Genomic DNA, 23,379 nt, shown 5'->3' on the forward strand with positions numbered 1-23,379 from the left:
TCAGTGTCCTTTCGTGGATTCTCGGATGATCAGTTCGGGGGCAAGGAGTGTGTGTCTCGCTGGCCCACCGGCGATCAGGTCGGCCAAGTGCCCCACCGCGCAGGCCCCCACTTTCTGGTGCGGTTGCCGGATGGTGGTCAAAGGCGGCAGGAAACTGTCCGCTCCGTCAACGTCGTCAACGCCGACCACCGCCACGTCTCCGGGAACATTCCGACCGTGTTCCACCAGCCAGCGCAGCGCTCCGAGCGCCAGATGATCGTTGCTGGCGAAAAGCCCATCGATATCGCTGGGAAAGTGTTCCCCGAGGACGTAGCCGCTACGGGCCTCCCATGAATTGGCCGAGACCTTTGTCGGTTCGATCCCAGCTTCCCGACAGGCCGCATTGAAGCCATCGCGACGTTCATGGGCGTCAAACCAGTCGGAGGGACCACAGATGTGCATCAGTCGCCGGCGTCCCAGCTCCACTAGGTGATTGGTGGCCTTCCGGGCCGCCGCGTCCTGGTCGATGGCGACGCTAGCGACGTCGTCTGGGAGATCGAACCGTTGCCCAACGAACACCGCCGGTATCCGCCCATGCACCACCGAGACGAGGTCCGCGGACTGGGCGTGACCACCCAGCACCACGATCCCGTCCACACCGAGCGGCACGAGCTGGTCCAGAGTGGGGCGCTGGTCCTTGGGACTGCCCGCCACCGAAGTTTGATAACCGAGTCGCCCGAGTTCCGAGACGATCGACAAGAAGGTGCGCGCGTGCCCGCCGAACAGCGGAGTGGCGTTGACGACGTGGATGACACCGGTGCGACGGTTCGACAGCGACCGGGCCGCCAGGTTGGGACGGTACCCGAGCTCCTCGACGGCGGCCAGCACCCGTTCCCGGGTTTCCGGCGCCACGACGCTGGAGCCGCGCACCACCCGGGACACGGTCTGGCTGGAGACCCCGGCAAGTTTCGCGACATCAGAGAGCCGGGCGCGGCGGGCACTGAACTTCATGGTCGGTGGATCCTGGTCTCAGCGGTGGCGCCGATGACGTCGTTCCTGCGGGCTGGGTCGAGTGCCCCGGTGATCTCGAACTGCCCCAGCAGCGAACCAAGTGTGGAGGCCTCCGCGGGTCCCGCGAGCACGGGAACTCCGAGGGAACGCGCGGTCAGATCGCACAGCAGAGTGTTACGAGACCCACCGCCGACGAGGTTCAGCTGCGTCGGGGCCTGGCCGGTGAGTGCTGCCAGGTCCCTCACTCCTCGGGCGTAGCGTTCTGCGAAGGACTCGCACAACGCCCTGACGAGCTGCCCCTGGCTGATATCCGCCGGGGCTCCCCCAGCCTGGAGAGCCTCGGTGACACGTTCCACCATGGACCCAGGGTGCGCGTACCGAGAATCGTCCGGGTCGATCACCACCCCCAGAGAATCGGCCCGGTGGGCGGCCTCGACCAAGGCGACAATGTCGTGGACCTGCCCTGCCCTCTGCCAGTCGCGCTGACACTCCTGGAGGATCCACAACCCAGTGATATTGAACAGGGGACGCACGCCCCCGTCGGCGCGTGCCTCGTTGGTCAGTCCCAGGGCACGGGCCTTTTCGCCGAGCAATGGCTCGTCACGCAACACACCCAGCACCGACCACGACCCTGCTGAGAGGAAACATGTGACGCCCTTGTCGCGTTGCAGGGCTGCGACCGCGCAGGCGGAGTCGTGGGCGCCAGCCCGCACCACAGTCAGCTGCTCCAGTCCGGGAATGGCACAAGGACCCGCGATGCCGTACTCAGGAGTCAGCTTCCCCACCCAGGATCGGGGGATCCCGAGGGCATCGAAGACCTCGCCAGCCCAGTCATTCACGCCCGGGGCACACAGTCCGGAGGTGGATGCGATGGAACGCGACCAACCGCGGATGCCCGTCAGCAGGTAGGTGAACCAGTCGGGCAGGAACAGGATCTGCTCGGTACGCGCTGCCGAGTGAGGCTCTTCACTGAGGTAAGCAAACAGCTGATTCACGGAATTGATGGTGGCAGGTGCCGTCCCGGTCAGTTCCCATGCCCTCTCATCGGGCAGTTTCTCCCGGAAGGCGGCGAGGGTGCGGCTGGTGCGGTCATCTCGGTAGCAGCGTCCCGGGGTGAGGGGCTCACCGTCCGTGCCGAGAGCAACCCAGTCGACGCCCCAGGTATCGATGCTCACGCTGGCCGCCCCGGGGAACCGTTTGACGGCCACCTGCAGGCCTTTGATCATCTCTTGCTGGATCAGGTCGAGATCCCAACACAAGTAGCCGTCGCGCATCGCGGCAGCATGCGGGAAACGGTGCACCTCGGTCTCAGTGATGCGACCGTCCTCCAGTACCCCCGCGATCACTCGCCCGGAGGAGGAACCAAGGTCTACGGCTAGGGCTGTGGCGGTCACGGGACTCTCCTGAAAAACTGACTCTGAACAAACGTTAGCGTTGACAACACAACTTTGGTCGTTGTATAGGCATCTTTGCACGGGGATCACCGCGATCTCGGGTTCTCGCGGTGATCCCCGTGCAAGAAAAGCGTGGCTCAGCCGTACAGCGGGCCAAGCTGGGCACAGGCGCGATAGTCAGCGCCCTCCAGGTCGGCAGTGCCGAAACCGAGCCAGTTCTTCGGTCGGAAGACCTGCGTGGCGGGAACGTTGTGCATGTTGACAGGGATGCGCAGCATGGAGGCCAGCGTGATGAGGCGGCCCCCGATGTGGCCATAGCTGATCGCACCATGGTTGGCGCCCCAGGCGTTCATCACGTCGTAGACGGAGGTGAACGGGCCTTCACCGGTCAGGTTCGGCACGAACCAGGTGGTGGGCCAGGTGCGATCGGTGCGGTTCTCGATGACGGTGGCGACCTCGTCAGGCAGTTCCACGGTCCAACCCTCAGCAATCTGAAGGACAGGACCGAGTCCGTCCACCAGGTTGATGCGACACATCGTGACGGGCACGTCACCGGCAGAACGGAAATGGGTGGACATGCCTCCGCCGGGGAAGTACTCATAGGTGGCCGGGTGGAAGGTGGTGCCCTCCAGCATGGCCTTCTGGTCCTCCTCGGTGACTTCCCACCAGGGTTTGATGACGTGCTGACCGTCACGCACCGCAGCGAAGGTGCCATCGAGGGTGGTGGACCCGGAGTTGCGCAGATCGATGATGCCACCGGCAGCCCGGCCCTCGAGCCTGTGCCCGGTGACACGTTCAACGGAGTCGGCGCTCCAGTAGGTACGCACATCGCTGAACAGCTGGGAGGTGTTGGTGAGCAGGTGGTTGAAGAGCATCGAGGCGCCGTTGAGGGAGTCATTCTCGGTGGCCAGGATGTGGGGAGCGCGGGTGCCGTTCCAGTCGAAGGTTGTGTTGAGGATGGTCTCCATCAGGTCACCGTTGGGGAACCCGTCGGTCCACTGCCGCTGCCCCTGGAAACCGGCGGCGATGGCGCCACGCCCGAGCGCCTCCTCCCCCCAGCCTTTTTCCGCGAGCCGAGGATTGCCGGCCATGAGGTCACGGGCAATGAGGGTCATCTTGACCGAGTAGGCCCACCAGTCGTCGTGCCGCTCGGGTTTCTGATTGTGCGGCGGGTTGGCGTCCTCACCCTGGTGGAAATTCTCCTTCACCCAAGCCAGCGCCCTCTCGTACTCCTCAACGTCATAGATTTCCTCGTTCACGCGGCGGGCGAACTCACTCATGTCGATGTATTCGTTGCGCATGCCCAGGTATTTGGTCCAGAACTCATCCTTGACCACGGAACCCGCGATGCCCATCGAGACCGCACCCATGGACAGGTAGGAGCGTCCCTTCATCTGGGCGACAGCGAGGCCGCAGACGGCGTAGTCGAGCAGCCGCTGCCGCACCTCGTCGGGGATGGTCTCGTCGTCGGCGTCCTGCACGTGCTCGCCGTAGATACCGAAGGCGGGGATGCCCAGCTGGGTGTGGCCGGCGAGCGCGGCGGCCAGGTAGACCGCGCCCGGACGCTCCGAACCGTTGAAGCCCCAGATGGCGTGTGGGATGGTGCGGTCCATGTCGATGGTCTCGGTTCCGTACGCCCAGCAGGGGGTCACGGACAGCGTGAGGCCAACGTTCTCGCGGCGGAACTTCTCGGCGGTGGCCTGTGCCTCGGCCACCCCACCGATCGTGGAGTCGGCTATGACACACTCGACGGGGTTGCCATCAATGTAGCGCAGCTCCGCCTCGTACAGGGCGGCAACGCGCTTGGCCATGTTCATGGTCTGGTCCTCGAGGCTCTCGCGGACCCCGCGGCGCCGACCGTCGATGATGGGGCGGATACCGATCTTCGGATGGTTCGTCATGGGCTGTTCCTTGATGTCGATTGTGATTACCGGGATTGATCAATTCCGGTGTGCCGAAGTTGACGGTTTCGAGACGCGGGAATCGGTCAAAAGAGAGCTTTCCGCCGGGCGGGCAGTACCCACCCGGCAGAAACGGGGATCACTCGTAGAGGTTCTGAGCAATCACCGGGTCACTGATGTTGTTCTTGTCGTACCAGGAGTAGCCGGAGTCGATGGTTGCCGGCAGTTCCTTGTTGTTGGCGGCCTTGATGGCTGCGATCACGGTCTCGTACCCCATCTTGACTGGTGCCTGGGTGACGGCACCCGCCTCGCTGCCCGCCTTGATTGCATCGATCTGAGCCTTACCGGAGTCGAATCCGACCACGGTAAGTTTCTTGCCGGACTCATTCGCGCCCTGCAGCGCCCCAATCGCAGCGGCTTCGTTGGATCCGTAGACGCCCGTGATGTCGGAGTTCGCGGTGATCATGGCCTTGGATGTGTTGGCTGCCTGGCCGACCTCACCGGCGTACTGGGGTTCGAGCAGCTTGATGTCGGGGGCGTTGGCCTTCATCCATTCCTGGAAACCTTCGCAACGCTGCTTACCGGTGGCAGAGGTCTGGTCGTGACAGACCATGCCGACGGTGCCTTTACCACCCAGCAGTTCCGACATGTGTTTGGCGGCCTCAGCCGCCGCCGCCTTGTTGTCGGTGGACACTGTGGTCTTCGGAATGCTGGACTCCACACCAGAGTCAAAGGCGACCATAGGGATACCGGCCTGCTGGATCTCGTCCAACACAGGACCAGCCGAGCCTGAGTCCAGGGCAGCGAAACCAATGGCTGCGGGTTTCTGGGACAGAGCCGTCTTGAGCTGGTCGAGCTGCTGCTGCGTTGCCTGCTCGTTGTCCGGACCGACGAACTCAACCTTGTAGTTGAACTCCTTCCCCGCTTGCTCGGCGCCCTGCTTCACAGCCTGCCAGAAACGGTGCTGGAAGCCCTTGGAGACCAGGTAGATGGTCTTGGTGCCGTCACCCTTGGGGACATCGGCGCTGTTGGACGAGGACACGGAGGGCGCGCTCACCGGCTCCGTGTTGGAAGCGGATGAGTTGGCGGAGCCACCGGAGGTGGAGCAGGACGCGAGGCCCAGGACCAGCACTGCCGACAACGCCAGTGCGGAGCGCATCATGCGCATGATGGTTTCCTTTCGGTTGGCGGAAGATAGACTCCCGAATCTTCTTGTCAGAAGCTCAGAGGGCCGCTGCGGCCCGCTTGCGGCGCAGGATGTCGGCATAGACGGCGAGCATCACGACGACACCAGTAACGACGAACTGCCATTGCTGCTGGACGCCCATCATCTGGAGCCCGACGGTCAGCGTCATCATGAGAAGGGCACCGGTCATGGTCCCGACGATGTTGGCGCGCCCACCCGAGAGGGAAGTACCGCCGATCACAACCGCCGCGATCACCTGCAGCTCCATGCCGAGACCTTCGGCGGGCTGAACGAAACCGAAACGCGCGGAATAGAGGATCGCACCGAAGGCCGTGAACAGGCCCGCGATGACGTAGACCAACAGCTTCCACACCTTGACGTTGATACCGCTCAGCCGGGTGGCTTCCTCATTGGAGCCGATGGCCAGGGCGTAGCGTCCCAGCAGGGTCTTGCTGAGCAGTACGGCCGCGGCGATACCGAGAATGACGAAGATCAGCGCCGCATTGGACAGGAAGGGAACCAGATCGCCGTTGGCAATGGCGAAGTAGTCCGGGTTTGCGATCTTGATCGAGGAGGACTTCGAGATGATGAGCGACAGACCCCGGGTAACCATCATCATTGCGAGGGTTGCGATGAACGGAGGAAGGCCCAGAAAGGCGATCAGCATTCCGTTGACGAGTCCGAGTGCGACACCGACGAGGAGGGTCAGCAGCAGGCCGAGACCGAGAGGCAGGTCCATGAATTGACTGGACATGAACACGCCCGCCATCACGGCACAAAAAGTCATGCCAGTACCAACGGAAAGATCGATGCCACCGGTGGCAATGATGAAGGTGGCTCCGAGGGCCATAGTGCCGATGGCGGCGGACTGCAACAGGATGTCGGGGATGATCCCCAGACCAAAGTTGTTCACGGAGAACATGAAGAAGACGAAAACCACGATCAGAGCTGCAAAGACGAACAGCTGCTGGAGCGAGGACCTCAGGAAGTGCAGGACCTCCGACTGCTGGGGTGATGATGCGGCATTGGTACTCACGCTGCGGTTCCTTTCAACTGGATCTTGCCAACGGTGGCCAGCTCCATGACGTTTTCTTGGGCAGCTTCCTCGTTGTCGAGAAAACCGGTGATGTGGCCGTGGGCCATGACTGCGATTCGATGCGACAGGCGAAGCACCTCCGGCAACTCGGACGAGATGACGATGATCGCCTTGCCCTGCTTGGAAAGCTGCTCGATGAGTTCGTAGATCTCCTCCTTGGCACCGACATCGATGCCGCGGGTGGGTTCATCAAAGATCAACACGTCACAATTACGGACGAGCCATTTGGCAATGACGACCTTCTGCTGGTTACCACCCGAGAGTTTCCCGATAAGCTGGTTCACGCTCGGGGTTTTGACACGGAGCTTTTTGCTGTACTCCTGCCCGACGGTGCGGATCCTGCCATCGAGTGCAAAGCCACCTATGTTGAAGTCCCGCATCGCGGCCATGACGGTATTTGCTTTGATGTCCTGCTCCAGCAGGAGTCCGAACTGTTTGCGGTCCTCCGAGAGGTATCCAATCCCGGCTCGCACGGCATCGGCAGACTCGCGGATGTTAACCGGCCTGCCGTTGACTTCGATCCGTCCCGCGGTACGTGGATCAGCGCCGAAGATGCAACGGGCCACCTCCGTGCGCCCGGCACCCATCAGTCCCGCAAATCCAAGGATCTCGCCCCTGCGGACCTCGAAGCTGATGTCGCGCAACAGTTTCTTAGTTGCCAGTCCCTCCACCTTCAGCAAAACCTCGTCGGAGGTCACCGTGGTGCGGGGCCGCGCCTCAGCGGAAACCTCGCGACCAACCATCATGGAGATGATCTCGCGCATCTCGACTTCCTTGGTTGTCACAGTACCGATGTACTGGCCATCGCGCAGCACCGAGACACGGTCAGTGATCTCCTCGATCTCCGGCATCCGATGGGAGATATAGATCAGCCCGGTCTCGGGGGTGATGAAGTCACGGATCATCCCGAAAAGCGCCTTGGTCTCGCCGACGGTCAGGGCGGCCGTGGGCTCATCCATCACGAGGATGCGGGAGTTGTAGGACAGTGCCCGCGCAATCTCGACCATCTGCTGGCGGGCCACGGAGAGGTCCCCGATCCGGGCGCTCGGATCGAGCTCCATCCCGAGGCGCTCGAAGAGTTCGGCAGCATCACGGTTCAGTTTGGCGTCGTTGATCCAGCCCGCCCTGTGGCTGCCCTGACGGCCAAGGTATAGATTCTGCGCCACGGTCAGGTCGGGGACCATATTCAGTTCCTGGTGAATGATGGACAGACCTAGTTCCCGGGCGTGGTTCACGCCACCCACCACGACCTGGCTACCCTCAAGCCAGATCTCGCCCCCGGGGTCGGCGGTGTAGATACCAGTGAGGATCTTCATCAACGTCGACTTTCCAGCACCGTTCTCGCCGCACAGGCCGAGCACTTCTCCTGCCTCGAGATCGAGGTTGACGTTGTGCAGTGCCTTGACTCCGGGAAAGGTCTTGCTGATGTTCTTCAGCTCAAGCAGCTTCGTCACTTGCACTCCTTCGTGTCCTGATCCGCCGAGGTCCGCGAGGTATCCACCCCGGCGAATGTTAACGCTAGCATTATTTCCATGGGACACGTCAAGTGCGTTACGAAATGGTTATCTCATTTTTGCAAAACCCCTAGTCAGAGCGACATGGCAACGCTGCCATGATTTCTATTTCCAACGGCGCCCCAGAAGCAGCGGTTCCTTCCTCCACCCAGGCGGCGTCGAACATGAAAAACCGGGTGGCCGCCCATGAGGGACGACCACCCGGCCCGGTGTCGTTATGAATCAGGCGTGGGTGCCCGCAGAACGCAGGTATTCGCAGGCCTCGACGACCCGCCTGGCCATGCCGGCCTCGGCTGCCTTACCCCAGGCACGCGGATCGTACTGCTTCTTGTTGCCGACCTCGCCGTCAACTTTCAGCACGCCGTCGTAGTTACGGAACATGTGATCCGCAACGGGACGGGTGAAGGCGTACTGGGTGTCGGTGTCGATGTTCATCTTCACCACACCGAAATCGACGGCGTCCGAAATCTCCTGCGGGCTAGAACCGGAGCCGCCATGGAACACGAGGTCGAACGGGCGCTCCTTGCCATGCTTGGCGCCGACGGCGTCCTGGATCTCTTTCAGCACCTCTGGGCGCAGCTTCACCGCTCCAGGCTTGTACACACCGTGCACGTTACCGAAGGTCAGTGCCGTCATGTAACGACCCTTCTCACCCAGACCGAGTACCTCGACGGTACGAAGGCCGTCGGCGACGGTGGTGTAGAGCTTCTCATTGATCTCAGCGGAAACACCGTCCTCCTCACCGCCGACGACACCGACCTCGATCTCGAGGATGATGTTCGCCTTGGCACAGCGGCTCAGCAACTCATCGGCGATGGCCAGGTTCTCCTCCATCGGCACCGCAGAACCGTCCCACATATGCGACTGGAACAGCGGAAGCTGACCGTTCTTCACGCGCTCCTCAGAGATAGCCAGCAACGGACGCACGAAGCTGTCCAGTTTGTCCTTAGGACAGTGGTCGGTGTGAAGTGCCACGTTGATGGGGTAGTTTTTCGCGACCTCCTGGGCGAAAGCAGCGAAGGCGGACGCGCCCGCGACCTTGTCCTTGATCGTGGGACCGGAGAAGTATTCGGCTCCCCCCGTGGAGACCTGAATGATGCCGTCGGAACCGGCCTCGGCGAAGCCCTGCAGGGCGGCATTCAGCGTCTGGGAGGAGCTGACGTTGATGGCCGGGTAGGCGAACCTGCCTTCCTTGGCTCGGTCGATCATCTGGGCGTAGACCTCAGGAGTTGCAACTGGCATGATGCCTCTTTTCGTACTGAGACTAGGAACGGCCCCAGCCTATCGCGCAACTCTCCGCTGGGGGAGCCTCGACAGAGCAACGCTCAGAGCAACCGGTCCATGTCCGAGGCATCAACCCCGATTCTTCCCATGGACCTGGCCCTAGCTGCCGAGTCGATGGCCCCAGGCATGGTGTCCAGAAAACTGATCGGGATGCTTGCCGCCTCCTGACCCGATACCTCCAACCGCAGTCGCGGTCCTGCGCCCCACGACCGCCCGGAGATCTTCAGGGCCGTGATCTCAGCCCAACAAGCACGCACCCGTTGCGGATAAACAAACTCCACGCCGGTACCGTCAATGTAGAGCGCCACCCCTTGCCCCAGAGAGGCCAGGTCCTGTTTCGCGCGTTTGAGGAAAGCCATCGTGAGGATGATCCGGACCAACGTGGGCACCGCCCAGATCACCACGAGGGCCGGGATACTCCAGGAGGGAAGAGCCCCTTGCACGACCCGCCTGGCATCCTCAGGCAGCATCTGAGGACCCAGCCACACCAACAACAGAACCACAACAAAGACCAGCGCGAAGATCACCTGCAGACGAAGCGTGGAACGCTGCCTGGCGATGCGTGCGACCGTGGGGTCAGGGGTCAGGGCAACCGCGAATCGTTCTGCTGGGGTCATGGCGTTCATGCTAGAGGCTCCACGACCGGGTGTTGGAGGGCCCAGTGATACATGGCGATGGCCGCCGCCGCTCCCGCGTTCAGGGACCGGGTGGAACCACGCTGGGTGATGGCAACGAGCCGGGCGCACCCCGCCACCGCACCGGGTGTCAGGCCGAGCCCCTCCGAACCGAAGACTAAGCAGACGTCACGAGGCAGAGTTGCTGTCTCCAAGGGCACCGAGCCGGGCAGATTGTCCACCCCAACCGCCTCGATTCTCCGCTCCCCCAGCCAACCAAACAGCGACTCCTCACTATCGTGGTGGTGGACGTGAAGGTAGCGATCGGTAACCATCGCTCCCCTCCTGTTCCAGCGTCTTCTCCCGACGATGTGGACCCCGCCTACGTTGAAGGCGTTCGCAGTGCGCACGATGGAGCCAATGTTGAAGTCGTGCTCCCAGTTCTGAATGGCCACATGCAACCCGGAACGGTCGCGGTCCAGGTCGGCGACAATCGCATCAAGTTTCCAGTAGCGGTACCGGTCAATGACGTTGCGTCGGTCCCCACTGGCCAGCAGCTCCAGGTCCAGCCGGTCGTCAGAGGGCCAGGGCAGCGGGTGAGGTCCGACCCCCACGACCGGAGTCGAGGGGTCTTCCAGGCCGGGAGTCACCGCCTTTTCAGACGCCGGTCGACCCACACGATGCCAACCACGACAACAGCGCCCGCCACAGCCAGTCCGACTAGCACCGACCAGTGCGCGTCCGGGGCCAGCGGTTCTCCACCGGCCCCCCAGGGCCACACCGCACGCAGCGATCCGAGCAGTAGGCCCGACATGACGGCCATGGTGGCGGCGTGTTTGTGCTCGAGCAGCCAGTTGAGCCCTTTGACGAACAGACCCAACCCCACGGCAGCGCCGGCGGCGAACAAAGCCAGATAGCCGATGCTCCGAGCCTCGACGGCAGCCATGGTCGGCACATACAGACCGAAGATCTTGAGCATGAAAGAGCCGGAGACACCAGGCAGCACCAGGGCACAGATGGCGATGGCCGCGGCCCCGAAAATCATCCAGGCAGGAGGATCCTTCACATCGCTTCCCGCCCCCAACCCCGTCAGGAAGAAAGCGGCGATCGCCGCCACGAGGAACAGTGCGGCTATGCCTCCCTTCTGGCTTCCTGTACTCCTTTCTTCTGGTTTGATCTCCAGGACGGGAACGACGACAGATGCCAGAACCATCCCGAAGAACAGTGCGTGAGCAAGTTGTGGGGTCTCCCCCACAAACACCTTCATGATCCCCGCCATGGCCACCACCACGACGGCCATGCCCAGTAGGGCGGGGATCACGACGCCCCAACGAACTTTCCGGAACTCAGCACCTGCCTCAGAGAACTTGCCAGTCACCACGCGCTTCACCGCACTGACCACATGGCTAGCCGAGTTGATGAGAGGTTCGTAGATGCCTGATATCAGGGCAATCGTGCCTCCCGAGACGCCTGGCACCAGCTCGGCGAGGCCGATCAGCATTCCTCTGACGAAATTGGCAACAGCAGTTGTGGGGTTGAAGCGCCCAGGGGCGTGCCTCGGATTGTGCATCAGGTTCCTTCTCGCGACCTACCCAGAAACGACCTCAGGTTAGCGCCAGTTGCCGTTCGGCGCGATCAGGCTCCCGCCGGAGGCAGCGGGGGCTGGCCGAAATTGACCGTCGGGGCCTGCCGAAGCATCGGGTCGTTGACCTCAAAGTAGGTGGCGCGCTCGAACTTGCCCATTCCCGCGATGATATTGCTGGGAACCGCCTCTATACGGGTGTTGTAGTCGCGAACGTTCGCGTTGTAGAAGCGACGGCTGGCGGCAATCCTGTCTTCGGTGTCAGCAAGCTCGCGCTGCAACTCCAGGAAGTTGGTGTTCGCCCCCAGGTTGGGATAGGACTCAACCGAGACCATCAAACCACGAACCGCATCCGTCAGGGCGGACTCAGCCGCAGCCCGCTGTTCACTGGGGGCCCCCTGTACCTGAGCGGCGAGAGCCATCGCGCTCTGGCGCAGGCTCGTGACCTTCTCCAGGACACCACTCTCGTGGGCGGCGTAGCCACGAACCGTTTCGATGAGGTTCGGGATGAGGTCGTAGCGGCGGTTCAGTTCCACATCAATCTGTCGCCAGGATTCCTGGATGACGTTGCGGGCCTTCACCAGGCCGTTGTAGGCGGAGACCCCCCACAAAATCCCCAGGAGGACCAAGATCAACAGAATCCCGACGAGGGCCAGCAGAAGTGACATGAATCCAGCTCCTTCGAAAAGTTCGGCTCACAACAACGGTAGCGCCTCGGGAGGTCTTCGGAACGGTTCACTGAAACTATGAACGAACCGGTCGTCAATGATCAGAGACCAAGCTCACCCAGGCCAATGGCGTATCGGTATTCCAAACCTGCTCCGGCAACGCGTTCCGCGGCTCCAGTGGCCCGGTCCACGACCACGGCAACGGCCACGACATCCCCACCTGCCTGTCGCACAGCTTCCGCCGCCGTCAGGGCCGACCCGCCTGTCGTCGAGGTGTCCTCCACGACCAGAACTCGCCGTCCAGCGACATCCGTGCCCTCGATACGTCGCTGGAGGCCATGGGACTTGGCCTCCTTACGCACCACGAAGGCATCCAGTCGACCCCCTGCCGCGGCTCTGGCGTGAAGCATGGCGGTAGCGACCGGATCAGCTCCCAGGGTCAGTCCCCCGACGGCATCGAACTCCAGATCGGCCACCAGGTCGGACATGACCCGACCAACCAACGGCGAGGCCACTCCATCAAGGGTCACGCGACGCATGTCGACGTAGTAGTCGGCTTCTTTCCCGGAAGCCAGAGTGACCCGGCCACGCACGATGGCCAGCTCCTTGACGGCACGGATCAGGTCTTCACGATCAGTCATCTCGGCTCCTGTGGTTTCACAACACCTCGCGGACACTGCCCAATTGTTCCATCACGAGAACCACAGCTTGCTACCGGATGGCGGAGGTGAATCCTGTGTGTCAGCATCCGTGAACGGCTCCGAACCTCCGATCCAGCTTCTCAGTTCTTTCCCCTCGATCCAGCGGTACGGGCAGGATTGCCTGGCGCTATCGCGGAAAAGCCCGGGAACATCCACCCTGGTCCCGGATGCCGCGAGCAACAGGTTGCCGAATCGACGTCCCTTCCATACCGCGGATTCGGTTCCGACCAGCAGATGGCGCCAGCGCTCCGCAAGTCCCGCGGCAAGTCGTCTGGTCCATCTGAAAGGTGAAGAATCAGTTACGTTGAAGATCACCATCCGCCTGCCTCTGCCCAGGTTCACCAACTCATCCAGAAACTCAGCGGTGACCAGCCCGCCCGGTACCCGGGCGCCGTCAAAGGCGTCAAGCACCACCAGATCGGCGTAGTGAGGGGGCATGATGGCCACCCCGGAGCGACCATCGACGTCACGCACCTTGATGCCGCTGCGCGGCTGCAGGGGCAGCTTCCGCCGGACTTCCTCGCTCAACCCGACATCAGGTTCGCACACGATCTGCGCCGTTCCAGGTCGCCGCCAGGCGATCCACCGTGGGATGCTGAGTCCTGCCCCTCCGATGTGAATCACCCTGATCCGCTCAGCCGGGTCGACATCGGCCAGGCCATGTTCGAAGAGCAACGAGATCTGGATGACGTACTCGAAGATGAGATGGTCCGGTCGAACCGGATCCACCCAAGACTGAGAGGCTCCCCCGATCACGACACGGAAAGCTCCCGGGTGTTGGGGGTCTGGCACCAGTGGCATGGTCCGATTATCCCAGGGAGCCCGACCACACCACCCGACATTCAGGAGCGGACACAGGTCTGCACCGGCTCTGAGACCTGTCCCTTGGCGCGCCGCAACACGATCTTCACGCAGGTTTGCTCCCCCTTCATGGGAAGGACGATGTTGGGTTCGTCAACGCTGTGGCGAGCCTCGGACTCGGGGGCTCCCACCACCTCCACCAGGTAGGAGTCGTCGGGTTGCGGGTCGGGATTGCTCCAGGTGAACCTGATCTCCTGGCCGGTCACTTTGCCGGAGGCATCAACCACGGCCGGGACCGTCTTGGTGCCTCGTTCATTGCTTCCGGTCGGCTCCTGGGCGCCGGGTCCAATCACACCGTTGAACCACAACATTCCGAGGGTCACCACAGTTGCAATCGTCACGATCCCAGCCAACAACAAGGTGAGTTGCCTGCGGTTGCGCTTTTTCTTCCTACGTGCCTTCTCGGCCTCCTCCGCCTTGTCCACATCCGGACTCGCGGGCTCGGGAATGGGAAGTCCCTCGACATGCCGGAGCCCTGCCTGGGCAAAACCATGTCCACGCAACAACACCCCTGGCCCCGGCGCTCCCGTCGACACACCGGGCGGGGTCGGGTCGAAGGCTGGGCTCATCGTGTCATGAAAGGTATAGCCACCCGTCAACGACGACATCCCCATCGTGTAGCCCGCCGTCAGCATCGACCCGGAGTCCCCGAGCATCCAACCGGAATCGATACTTCCCGGCTCCCTGTGCTCGGTGCCATAGGCTGTGTGGTCCTCCGAGTCGGTCAGGACATCCACCGGCGTCACAGGCACTCCCATGGAAGCCTGAACAGCCTGGATCGCGCGTGCGAACTCCAATGCTGAGCTGTAACGCCGCGCAGGGTGTGCTGCCATCGCAGTTCCCAGCACCTGCTCAAGCATCTCAGGTACATCGGGGCGACCGGTTCGAGGAGCCACGAAAGAACGGGCCCTTTCACGCAAAGCGTGACGCTCGTTGTCACCGCCCGGAACAGCAAGCGGGCTGCGCCCGACGAGCATCGCCCACGTGGTGGCGGCCAACGAGAACACGTCACTCCACGGCCCTGCCTCCAGCGGCGAATCCGGATGCATCTCGGAGGGGGCCCACAGCGGACTCAGAGCGTTCGCCGCCGCGGAAAAGTCGTGGGACGCAGAGATTCCGAAATCGGTCAGGGCCGGGCGTTGGAAACCGGTGAAGAGAATATTGGCGGGCTTGATGTCACGATGCAGGATGTCCTGCCGGTGCACGGTCTCAACTGCGCCCGCGAGCTGCACCGTGTACTCCATCGCCAACGTGGTGGCGAGCACCCGGTTCGCCACCCGGACCCCCAGGTGAGCCGTGGAACATTCCTCCATGACCAGGAAGGGTCGACCATCGGCGGACAAACCCGAACTGTGAATGGTGACGATATTCGGATGTCCTGAAAGCCGAGCCATCAGCACCGCCTCAGCCGCGAAAGCATTGAACGTGGCCTCATTCACAGTTTGGTGCAGCACTTTCACCGCCACTCCGCGCCCCAACGAATCGCGGTAACGGAAGACGTCAGCGAAGCCACCGCCACCGAGCCACTCGATGAAGGTGAATCCCGGTATCTCGGGAGGAGTCGTTCGCTGTGCCATCAAGGAATCCGATCAAGATGTAGAAGCAGATCGTGACCCATGTCGATCACGTCTCCAGGCAGCAGGGTAATGGGCCTTTGGGGCAAGCGCACGGGTGGTTTGGCTCTGCGTCGCACACAGGTGCCGTTCCTGCTGGCCAGATCCAGCGCCAGAACACGCCACCCATCCAGCAGAATCGCCAGGTGACTACCGGAAACATGCCGATACTGCAGGGCCAACAGTTTCGGGGGCTCTGGCAGGGTAAGCGCATTGGCTCGGGGGTGTCGTCCGATGATCATGGACTCGAGCAGTGGAATCGGATCAGCGTGTGGCACCTTCAACCAACCGAGTTGAGGGCGCCCGGTGCTCTGCGCTTCCCCCAGCACCGGCTGATCGCACACGAAACATCGCGACCTCTCCGGCGGGTTGGGATGTCCAATCGTGCAGAAACGGGCAACCACCTCGGAGAGTTCGGGACGGCGAGGTCTGCTGGTTTCCGACGCATCGGAGACGGTGTCCCCCATCAGCAGCTCCTCATCGCTGGGGAGCGCAGGACCGTGTCTGGGTGCCGGTGCGTCCTCCTCGCTCACCAGCTGATCCTCTGCGCACGCGAGCTCGTCCGGCTCATCATCATCCCGATATCCCTCCGGCAAATCCCCGAATCCCACCCCTTGAGCCTGCACGATGCCTCCCATCAGAGGTCTTGACGTCGCGGCGACCCGTCCCAGGTGCAACGCCGTCACATCAGAGACGACCCGCTCCGCCCACGTCGCGACCCCCTCACCACAAAGTGGCTCGTTGCCGGCAGGACTCACGACTTTCAGGGTTAGGGAACCCCGCACTGCCAGATGCCATCGCTCGCCATCGGAGACGGCAACGGCGAACGGTGGTAATTCCAGGAACCCCGCTCCTGTGTGCTCAGAAAGGGTTCTGATGAATACTCCGAGCTCTGATTTCTCCCGCATCCTGGAGAACAAAAGCTCCGCCACGGGCAATCCTGCCCTGGGTGAGAGCAGCGCAAATCCCTTCTGCCAAGCAACAGCGATCCACCGCCCCTCACTCCATCGCAGCACGCCTTCGAACGCCATTAGTTGCCCTCCGGATCAGGAATGGTGTCCTCGTGAATCCATGAGACTGTTTCCTCCTCCCCCTCGTCAAGCGACACGACGTCATCCAGTTCGTCAATCTCGGCAACCGCCGTCTCGAGACAGTCCACCACGATCACTGAGACGTTGTCCCGTCCGCCCTCCTCCAAAGCCTTCCCCACGAGACGCCGTACGACCTCCTGCGGTTCACTCCTTTCACGCAGAACTTTTTCCAGATATTCTCCTGCGACCTCATCGCTTAGCCCATCAGAACACACCAGAATCCTGTCTCCGGCATGCGCGGGCGTCAGCCATTGGTCAGCGACGGGGCGTTCTAGACCCGCCCCAAATGCCCGGATCAGGCCCCCACGGGTTCTCGGTCCCGCAGAACTGGTCCGCGTCGAATGATCCACGCTGATCCGACGCAGCTGTCCGGAACGCATGAGATATATGCGGGAATCCCCGATGTTGAACAGGAGCCAGCAGGCGATCCCTGCCCGTCGCGCCGAAGCAGCTCCGGCCAGTGTTGATCCAGGAGCACCATCCCCACATCCCAGGCATTCCACCCGATCAGCAGCCCGTTGCACGGCAGCTGCGATGTCCTGGACCGTCACCCATGTCTTACCCACGAGTTCCCGAAATGCCGAAATCACTGCGCGGGAAGCGAGTTCACCGCCTGCGTGCCCTCCCATTCCGTCCGCCACCAGGAAGACAGGATGTGCGGCCAGGACAGTGTCCTCGTTGGCGGGTCGCCTCAGCCCCGGATGAGTCGCCGCGGCACACCGCAACGTCATCCGGGGACCTGTCATGACACCAACCTCAGTGTGCGTCCTCCGAAGTGCACCATGTCTCCAGCCGAAAGAGGCCAAGGCGCATGGGTGGGGATCCTGGTACGTTCCCGGTCCGCTTCGATGTAGACGCCGTTGGTGGCTCCGACGTCTATCACTTGGACCTTCCCTTCAACGGGCCGCAGCACCATGTGGGTCTTGGACAGTCTCATTGTTTCATCGGTGACCCGAACTGACCGGGCATCCGGATAGTCATCCGGGGCGAGCGGGTTGCGTCCCAGCACCAAAGGACCGTCGACTTTGATCCGCAGACCATCGTCCAGGACAACCTCAGGAATCACCTCTGGCTCGTCATCCGCGATCGTCTTGTCCTGTACCAGGGAGGGTGTCTTCGCGGCGCGAGCAGCCGGGGTCGGTTCCGCTGTCGGCGGATCTACCGGGCTGGCCGTGGTGGCACGGGCAGGCAAGACTGGGGGGAACACCGGAGAGGCCGAGGTCGCCGCCCAGGAGCCGACCGAGGGCTGGAACACCGATGCCCGTGACGGGCTGACCGGCGATGGTGGAGGGAACGGAGACGGTGACGGGAAAGGTTGCGGGGCGAATGGGCTCGTGGGATGAACTGGCTCCGCAGCCCGTGTCGGAACAGGATCGACGCTTGGAGTCGACTGATCGGATGAGACGTCGGCAGGCATCCCGTGCGTAGGAGCAGATACCGGCCAGTTGCTGTCACCACGGGGAGCTGGAGACGACCCTGAAACCGCTGAAATGCAGTCCTGGGAAGAGTTCTCGGGGCCCGGGGGAACCGGGTCTGCGGTTGGTGGGTAAGCGGGAACTCCGGTGGATTGAATCTCGACTCCGGACTCCTCCGAAGTGGAGAAACCTGAGAGCTGCTGAGCAGCAAAACCGGAGGACTGTCCGCCTTCGGCGCCGACCGCACCGGCCACGATGGGCTGCGGCATCCTTATCGGTTGCTTGGAAGTCGCGCAGCGAGATACAGAACCGCCATAGGCGGGAGGCGCGAAAGCGGACTCGGATGTCATCTTTGGGGCTGGTGCCTCGTACTGCCGCATCATATCTGCTTCCACAGGCTGCGGCATCACGGGCACCACCGGCATCGTTGCCGGGCTGGTGGCCCCCTGGGGGTCTGTTTCGCCCTCCTTGTTTCTGACCGCTACCACATTGAAAGCTCGATCCAACCAGTGCTGGCCATCCCTGTAGGTGAGACAGTAGGAGATCGTTCCCAGCGATACGGTGACGCACTCGAAGACCACCTGGGTCAGAACCTTCGCCAACGTCACCGCGCCCATCGGCTGGCGGGTGTGACTATTGACGAAACGGTATCCAAGGAACACACCTCCGAGCGTCGTGGACCCAAGAAGAGCCGCCGCGATTCCACCGAGAAGAACAATTCCTCCCAGAATCATCCCGATCAGACTCAAGATCGGGGCAATCCCATCGGAGCCGAGGTAAGCCCCACTCACCATGAGCGCGACTGGGAGCAGCACCCCGACCATCGACAGCAGGTGCCCGGTCACCCTGCAGCCGACGCCGGCAGGTGTGGCCTTCTCGCCGTCGAGCTGTCCAGGCATCATTCACTCCTCATTTCTTTGGTTCCCGGCTGGAACCTTCGTTCCTCCCACCGCTGTCATGGGGCTGCGGTTTCCAGGAACGCCGCTCTGTTTCCGTCTTCACCCGCCGAAGCGACCTCAGAGAGAAAAAAGCAGCGGGCCGAGCGTACCAAGGCTTCGTGGCTAGAAGTGAACTCCGGAGCTCTCCGCTTCGCTCCCACACCACTTCGCACACATCCGTTCCTGGGTCCTCCGGCCCGAAGACAGACTCGTCCACCTGATCCGCCATGGTTCTGATCGGCAGGTTCGGGTAATTCTCCTGAAGATCGTCGGCGGATTCCCGGCGTGTGTGGTTCGTGACCACGACGAAGCCCAGATCTCTTGCGCGATCCACCACCTCGTCCCAAGCGCCGGCCACCTGATCGGACGTCTCTCCCTTCCTACGCCTCATGAATGTCCGTCGTCCCTTGATAATGGCGATAACGATCAGTGGGGACAAGATGAGCAGGATCCCCCCAGCCCCAACGGCAATCATCATGATGACCTGCACCCAGTCCGGGGCCTGCTCCTTCGGGTCATCGAACTCCACCTCCTGTTGATCGACGACGACAGTGTCGTCCTCGACATGCGCAGGGGGAGTCGGCGGTGGATCGACGCGGGGTTTCGGTGTGGGCTTGGGCTGGGGATTCTCGGAGTTCGGCAGTCGATTCCGGTCCGGAGTGGGATCGAAGTTCACCCAACCGGAACCTTCCAGGAAAGCCTCGACCCACACATGTGCCTCAGTTCCGTGTACCTGCCAACCATTTCCGGTATCGGCATCGCTAGCAGGGTAGAACCCCATCACCACCCGGGTCGGGATTCCGAGCTGGGTGGCCATCAAAGCCATGGCTGCGGCGTACTGCTCGTCGTCACCAACCCACTGCTCCTGATTAAACATGTACGTCAACCGTTCAGCGGTATGCCCAGCCCTGGAGCGGTTGTCGGAGCCATCTGAGTAGAAGCCCTCCGTCCGAAGCTTCTGCTCAATCATCGACAGCTGCTCGTAGTGACCAGTGGCTCCCTGAGTCCACTCCGCAGCATTCTTGACGAGCACCTCGGGCACCCGGTCCACCTGCGCCAGGGGCGCCGCACCACCACGAGCTCCCCTGAGGCCTTCACGCTGGGAATCACTGAGTGGGAGAAGGACCACGTCTGCAACCCGGAGCATGGCGCCGTCACCAATCCGGGCCGTGGTAAGCGCCTGCTTGGTGTTGCGGTTGAAATACAGTCCGCGCGCCTGCTCACCGGATTGTTTTCCCTCGAACTCGATATGGGCCGGTTCCCCGAAGCTCGGCACCCAGACGTCGTCATATGCCTGTGCGGTTATCTCTGAGACCTGGGTGGCGGCCTCCGGCTGCCACGGCAGTTCCCGCCCCACCTGCAGGTATTCCCCGGCATTCTGGGAGACGTTGAACACCACGCCGTTCCATTCATCCATCACAGCGAGCCGGAGCCTTCCTCCCGCCGGCATCCCGGAAACCTGGAACAACACCTCATCCTTCTGGTTGAGCTCATACAACCTGTACTTGGTGAGCGGGCTCGGGTGTTCCTGAAGACTCAGCGGCGGAACGACGTAGTCACGCAACACCTGACGATGGACACCAGTGGATGTCAACGCGTTCACTCCGAGCGCCGTTCCAGCTGCGAGCGCTATCACCAACATCGCGGAGAGTCCCTGCCACGCGCGTCGGGACAGCCCACGGGGCTGACGCACGAGGAACTCTGCATTCGCCGCCCCCGTCCGGCTGATCCGGTGGGCCGTGGCCCAGATGAGCAACCCGGCCCCCAGTGCTGCCCCCAACCACAGGGCTGTGGATGTCTGCCGTACACCAAACGCGATTCCCAGGGCCAGCCACGCCGTCGTCAATGACATCGGCCACACCACAGTTCGCGTGAACCTGACGATCCCGACCAATACGGTCGCGAACAGGATCCCCCCCAGCAGCGGGGCTGCCTGAGGACCTGGGAGGTCCCCGGCCGGCGTGGCTACCGTCAGGATGTCGTACCAGCCCTGGTAGGTGAGCTGCATCAGCCGGGCGATGGTGGTGAGGCTTGGCACGAAACCGTTGATCGTCGTTTCAGGGAGTGCAAGTGGCCCTCCCAGGAGCAAATAGGAAACGAGGATCGCAGCGAACCACAGCGCCGCACTCCAGCGAAACCTGGCTGCCAGCAAAGGTATGAGGGCACCGACTGTGATCCCTACCAGTGCCGGCAGGTAACCGGCGACTCCTCCGAAAACTGGTTGGAAGGCCACCGCCCCCGGCAGCAGCAACAGCCATGCACCGACAACCCGGGGCAGCGAGAAAGCGTTCTCGCTTCTCATACCAGGCTCCCGACCGCTGGCCGCAGTTCGTCCAGCTGTGCGATGTCCATGACCACCAGGTCCCCGACCTTGCGTCTGACCAGACCCTCACCATCCAAACATCTGACGGCGAACGGGAATACCCCCAAGGGCAGAGCGAGCTGCGCCGATCGCAGCGCTGCCGGACTGGGGTTTCCGGTGACGAACGCGGCCACCGATATTCCTGGCATGGAACCGTGCTTGACCACCAGCTCGCGCAGCTCGTAGCCCTTCTCCCCCAGCTCCACCCCGGAAAGCCGATCCAACAGTCCCATCGCATTCGGGAAAGGAACCTCCCCCGTCGATGTGCAGACGGTAACCTGTCTCTCCTCCCTCAGGGCCGAGACCCCCAGAGACCCCGCTACAGAAACTGCCAGCTCGAAGTCCTCCGTGGATGCGTAGTCATCGGCGAGAGTGGACAACAAGATGAGCAGGTGAGCCCGCATGGTTTCTTCGAACTGCCGGACCATCAGCTTTCCCGTTCGGGCCGTCGTGCGCCAGTGAACGGAACGACGGTCATCGCCTGGGACGTAGTCCCGCAGCGCATGGAAGGACACATCAGAGGACGAGAGGTTCTGAGTCGCGATCCCCTCAATGTCCCGCAGAAAACCAATCGCCCCCGCCTCCAGCGACAGCACGCGTGGATGAATGAACAACTCACTCACATCCGACAAGGTTTTCTTGCGGCTCACCACCGCAAGCGGATCCGTCATGGCGGATCGCACCGGCCCCAGTGAGATCACCCCGCGGCGTCTCGCCGGAATCGAGAAAGGTTCCTCATGCACCTGGCCAGGGCCGAGCGGCGGAACCCGAAAAGACGCAACTTCCCCGTTCACCGGAAACTCGAGGGTGGCCGAGCCGGATGACCTGCCCGGCGCCGAACGGACTCGCACATTTCCCCTGGCCTCGTCCCCCACCTGCACCCTAGGGCGCTGAAGCTCGAATAACACCTCGTGCTCCCGTTTACCCAACACTGACAGAACCGCGACGAACATCACCACGACGCACATCACACACAGGGCCCTGAACTCCATCCACCCGAGCCACCAGCCCGGGATCCCGGTCACCACGATCCCAGCGAGCAGGGACCACCCCAACGCAGTAACAGATGCGGCAAGACGGACACGAGGGATGCGCCGCAGAAACCGGCTCAGACCGGGTTTCGCGGATGCGGCTTCTGTGATGGCAGGGGCTGGCACGGTGCTCAGACGTTCATCCGGTTCGTGGGAGCTTCCACGGATGCGAGCACCCGGGCAATCACATCGGTCGGCCTCACACCGGAGAATTCCGCCTCGGGCGACATGATCAACCGATGCGTCCACACCGGCGCCGCCAGTTCCTTGACGTCATCGGGCAGGACGTAGTTTCGCCCGTGGGCCGCCGCCCACACCCGGGCCGCCCGGACCATGGCGATCGCTCCACGGGTCGAGACCCCCATCGAGGTGTCCTCGTCCTCCCGGGTGGCCTCCACCAGTCGCTGGGCATAGTGCAGCACCGAGTTGTCCACGTAGTTGTCCTTGACCGATTCGATCATTTCCGCCACCGCTTGCTGGGCGATCACGGGGTTGAGCCGCCTGGAACGATCGGGCTGGGAGGACTCGGCAAGCACATGGATCGCCGCCTCCGTATCGGGATACCCTACCGACGTCTTCATCAGGAACCGGTCGAGCTGCGCCTCGGGCAACCGGTAAGTGCCAGCCTGCTCGACGGGATTCTGGGTTGCGATAACCATGAATGGACGCTCCGTCGGATAGCGTTGCCCATCCACTGTTACCTGTGCTTCCTCCATCACCTCGAGCAGCGCCGACTGAGTTTTCGGAGAAGCACGGTTGATTTCGTCGGCCAGCACGATGGAACTGAAGATGGGACCATGGTGGAAGGTCCACCGCGAGGTTGCCTGGTCGTACATGGTGATACCCGTAATGTCGGAAGGCAGAAGATCCGGGGTGAACTGGATCCGGTTGTGACTGCCATGAACCGACGCTGCGATCGCCCTTGCCAGAGCAGTTTTACCAGTGCCCGGCGCATCCTCGAGGAGCAGATGTCCCTCTGCAAGCATGCAGGTCAACGCAAGGCGGATCACCGGAGCCTTGCCGAGCAGCGCATGCCCTACGTTGTCGGTCAGCCGCGCGAAAGTGTCAGCAAAGAATGCGGCCTGTTCCGGATTCATGGTCATCGTGGGTCAGTCACCTTTGTTTTCGATCGGGACAT

The 23,379-nt window shown here is 62.5% G+C and carries 20 protein-coding genes; all 20 read right to left on the bottom strand.

Annotation, left to right across the window (positions count from 1 at the left end; genetic code table 11):
• Window positions 1-990 carry a LacI family DNA-binding transcriptional regulator gene (locus V7R84_RS05325; protein ID WP_338572814.1) on the bottom strand — a complete coding sequence of 330 codons (990 nt, stop codon included), beginning with the start codon at window positions 988-990 and terminating at the stop codon, window positions 1-3.
• Window positions 987-2,384: a rhamnulokinase gene (locus tag V7R84_RS05330; protein WP_338572817.1), complete on the bottom strand. Its 1,398-nt coding sequence runs from the start codon at window positions 2,382-2,384 to the stop codon at window positions 987-989. The genes V7R84_RS05325 and V7R84_RS05330 overlap by 4 nt, the downstream gene beginning before the upstream one ends.
• 137 nt (window positions 2,385-2,521) lie before the next feature.
• Entirely contained in the window at window positions 2,522-4,285 is a 1,764-nt protein-coding gene (locus V7R84_RS05335) for an L-fucose isomerase (RefSeq protein ID WP_338572820.1), read from the bottom strand.
• A gap of 139 nt (window positions 4,286-4,424) precedes the next feature.
• The gene (locus tag V7R84_RS05340; RefSeq protein ID WP_338572821.1) at window positions 4,425-5,453 is read right to left on the bottom strand and encodes an ABC transporter substrate-binding protein; all 1,029 of its coding nucleotides are present in this window, start codon (window positions 5,451-5,453) and stop codon (window positions 4,425-4,427) included.
• Window positions 5,454-5,508: 55 nt separating this feature from the next.
• Window positions 5,509-6,507 carry an ABC transporter permease gene (locus tag V7R84_RS05345; RefSeq protein ID WP_338572822.1) on the bottom strand — a complete coding sequence of 333 codons (999 nt, stop codon included), beginning with the start codon at window positions 6,505-6,507 and terminating at the stop codon, window positions 5,509-5,511.
• The gene (locus V7R84_RS05350; RefSeq protein WP_338572823.1) at window positions 6,504-8,021 is read right to left on the bottom strand and encodes a sugar ABC transporter ATP-binding protein; all 1,518 of its coding nucleotides are present in this window, start codon (window positions 8,019-8,021) and stop codon (window positions 6,504-6,506) included. Before V7R84_RS05350 ends, V7R84_RS05345 begins: the two co-directional genes overlap by 4 nt.
• Before the next feature lie 282 nt (window positions 8,022-8,303).
• Window positions 8,304-9,323: a class II fructose-bisphosphate aldolase gene (gene fbaA, locus V7R84_RS05355; RefSeq protein ID WP_338572825.1), complete on the bottom strand. Its 1,020-nt coding sequence runs from the start codon at window positions 9,321-9,323 to the stop codon at window positions 8,304-8,306.
• Between the two features lie 83 nt (window positions 9,324-9,406).
• On the bottom strand, window positions 9,407-9,982 hold the full coding sequence (locus tag V7R84_RS05360) for a hypothetical protein (RefSeq protein ID WP_338572827.1): 576 nt from the start codon (window positions 9,980-9,982) through the stop codon (window positions 9,407-9,409).
• A gap of 5 nt (window positions 9,983-9,987) precedes the next feature.
• Window positions 9,988-10,593, bottom strand: a complete 606-nt coding sequence (locus V7R84_RS05365; RefSeq protein ID WP_412728089.1) for a TrmH family RNA methyltransferase — start codon at window positions 10,591-10,593, stop codon at window positions 9,988-9,990.
• A gap of 32 nt (window positions 10,594-10,625) precedes the next feature.
• Complete coding sequence (locus V7R84_RS05370) at window positions 10,626-11,549, bottom strand: DUF368 domain-containing protein (RefSeq protein ID WP_338572829.1); 924 nt, start codon at window positions 11,547-11,549, stop codon at window positions 10,626-10,628.
• Between the two features lie 65 nt (window positions 11,550-11,614).
• Window positions 11,615-12,229 carry a LemA family protein gene (locus tag V7R84_RS05375; RefSeq protein WP_338572831.1) on the bottom strand — a complete coding sequence of 205 codons (615 nt, stop codon included), beginning with the start codon at window positions 12,227-12,229 and terminating at the stop codon, window positions 11,615-11,617.
• 101 nt (window positions 12,230-12,330) lie between these two features.
• Window positions 12,331-12,870, bottom strand: a complete 540-nt coding sequence (gene pyrE, locus V7R84_RS05380; RefSeq protein ID WP_338572833.1) for an orotate phosphoribosyltransferase — start codon at window positions 12,868-12,870, stop codon at window positions 12,331-12,333.
• Window positions 12,871-12,921: 51 nt separating this feature from the next.
• Window positions 12,922-13,731, bottom strand: coding sequence for a fused MFS/spermidine synthase (locus V7R84_RS05385; RefSeq protein ID WP_338572835.1), 810 nt, complete (start codon window positions 13,729-13,731; stop codon window positions 12,922-12,924).
• Between the two features lie 41 nt (window positions 13,732-13,772).
• The gene (locus tag V7R84_RS05390; protein ID WP_338572838.1) at window positions 13,773-15,368 is read right to left on the bottom strand and encodes a serine/threonine-protein kinase; all 1,596 of its coding nucleotides are present in this window, start codon (window positions 15,366-15,368) and stop codon (window positions 13,773-13,775) included.
• On the bottom strand, window positions 15,368-16,435 hold the full coding sequence (locus tag V7R84_RS05395) for an FHA domain-containing protein (protein WP_338572841.1): 1,068 nt from the start codon (window positions 16,433-16,435) through the stop codon (window positions 15,368-15,370). Before V7R84_RS05395 ends, V7R84_RS05390 begins: the two co-directional genes overlap by 1 nt.
• Window positions 16,435-17,241 carry a PP2C family protein-serine/threonine phosphatase gene (locus tag V7R84_RS05400; protein WP_338572844.1) on the bottom strand — a complete coding sequence of 269 codons (807 nt, stop codon included), beginning with the start codon at window positions 17,239-17,241 and terminating at the stop codon, window positions 16,435-16,437. The genes V7R84_RS05395 and V7R84_RS05400 overlap by 1 nt, the downstream gene beginning before the upstream one ends.
• The gene (locus tag V7R84_RS05405; RefSeq protein ID WP_338572846.1) at window positions 17,238-18,809 is read right to left on the bottom strand and encodes an FHA domain-containing protein; all 1,572 of its coding nucleotides are present in this window, start codon (window positions 18,807-18,809) and stop codon (window positions 17,238-17,240) included. Before V7R84_RS05405 ends, V7R84_RS05400 begins: the two co-directional genes overlap by 4 nt.
• 10 nt (window positions 18,810-18,819) lie before the next feature.
• Complete coding sequence (locus V7R84_RS05410; RefSeq protein WP_338572848.1) at window positions 18,820-21,150, bottom strand: transglutaminase-like domain-containing protein; 2,331 nt, start codon at window positions 21,148-21,150, stop codon at window positions 18,820-18,822.
• Complete coding sequence (locus tag V7R84_RS05415; RefSeq protein ID WP_338572850.1) at window positions 21,147-22,367, bottom strand: DUF58 domain-containing protein; 1,221 nt, start codon at window positions 22,365-22,367, stop codon at window positions 21,147-21,149. Before V7R84_RS05415 ends, V7R84_RS05410 begins: the two co-directional genes overlap by 4 nt.
• A gap of 5 nt (window positions 22,368-22,372) precedes the next feature.
• The gene (locus V7R84_RS05420; RefSeq protein WP_338572852.1) at window positions 22,373-23,344 is read right to left on the bottom strand and encodes a MoxR family ATPase; all 972 of its coding nucleotides are present in this window, start codon (window positions 23,342-23,344) and stop codon (window positions 22,373-22,375) included.
• Between the last annotated feature and the right edge of the window lie 35 nt (window positions 23,345-23,379).

The organism is Arachnia propionica (genome assembly GCF_037055325.1).
Lineage (GTDB): Bacteria > Actinomycetota > Actinomycetes > Propionibacteriales > Propionibacteriaceae > Arachnia.

Coding starts and splice junctions, on each gene's coding strand:
- V7R84_RS05325 (WP_338572814.1), bottom strand. CDS start 990: ATGAAGTTCAGTGCCCGCCGCGCCCGGCTCTCTGATGTCGCGAAACTT.
- V7R84_RS05335 (WP_338572820.1), bottom strand. CDS start 4,285: ATGACGAACCATCCGAAGATCGGTATCCGCCCCATCATCGACGGTCGG.
- V7R84_RS05340 (WP_338572821.1), bottom strand. CDS start 5,453: ATGCGCATGATGCGCTCCGCACTGGCGTTGTCGGCAGTGCTGGTCCTG.
- fbaA (WP_338572825.1), bottom strand. CDS start 9,323: ATGCCAGTTGCAACTCCTGAGGTCTACGCCCAGATGATCGACCGAGCC.
- V7R84_RS05360 (WP_338572827.1), bottom strand. CDS start 9,982: ATGACCCCAGCAGAACGATTCGCGGTTGCCCTGACCCCTGACCCCACG.
- V7R84_RS05370 (WP_338572829.1), bottom strand. CDS start 11,549: ATGCACAATCCGAGGCACGCCCCTGGGCGCTTCAACCCCACAACTGCT.
- V7R84_RS05375 (WP_338572831.1), bottom strand. CDS start 12,229: ATGTCACTTCTGCTGGCCCTCGTCGGGATTCTGTTGATCTTGGTCCTC.
- pyrE (WP_338572833.1), bottom strand. CDS start 12,870: ATGACTGATCGTGAAGACCTGATCCGTGCCGTCAAGGAGCTGGCCATC.
- V7R84_RS05385 (WP_338572835.1), bottom strand. CDS start 13,731: ATGCCACTGGTGCCAGACCCCCAACACCCGGGAGCTTTCCGTGTCGTG.
- V7R84_RS05390 (WP_338572838.1), bottom strand. CDS start 15,368: ATGGCACAGCGAACGACTCCTCCCGAGATACCGGGATTCACCTTCATC.
- V7R84_RS05395 (WP_338572841.1), bottom strand. CDS start 16,435: ATGGCGTTCGAAGGCGTGCTGCGATGGAGTGAGGGGCGGTGGATCGCT.
- V7R84_RS05400 (WP_338572844.1), bottom strand. CDS start 17,241: ATGACAGGTCCCCGGATGACGTTGCGGTGTGCCGCGGCGACTCATCCG.
- V7R84_RS05405 (WP_338572846.1), bottom strand. CDS start 18,809: ATGCCTGGACAGCTCGACGGCGAGAAGGCCACACCTGCCGGCGTCGGC.
- V7R84_RS05410 (WP_338572848.1), bottom strand. CDS start 21,150: ATGAGAAGCGAGAACGCTTTCTCGCTGCCCCGGGTTGTCGGTGCATGG.
- V7R84_RS05420 (WP_338572852.1), bottom strand. CDS start 23,344: ATGACCATGAATCCGGAACAGGCCGCATTCTTTGCTGACACTTTCGCG.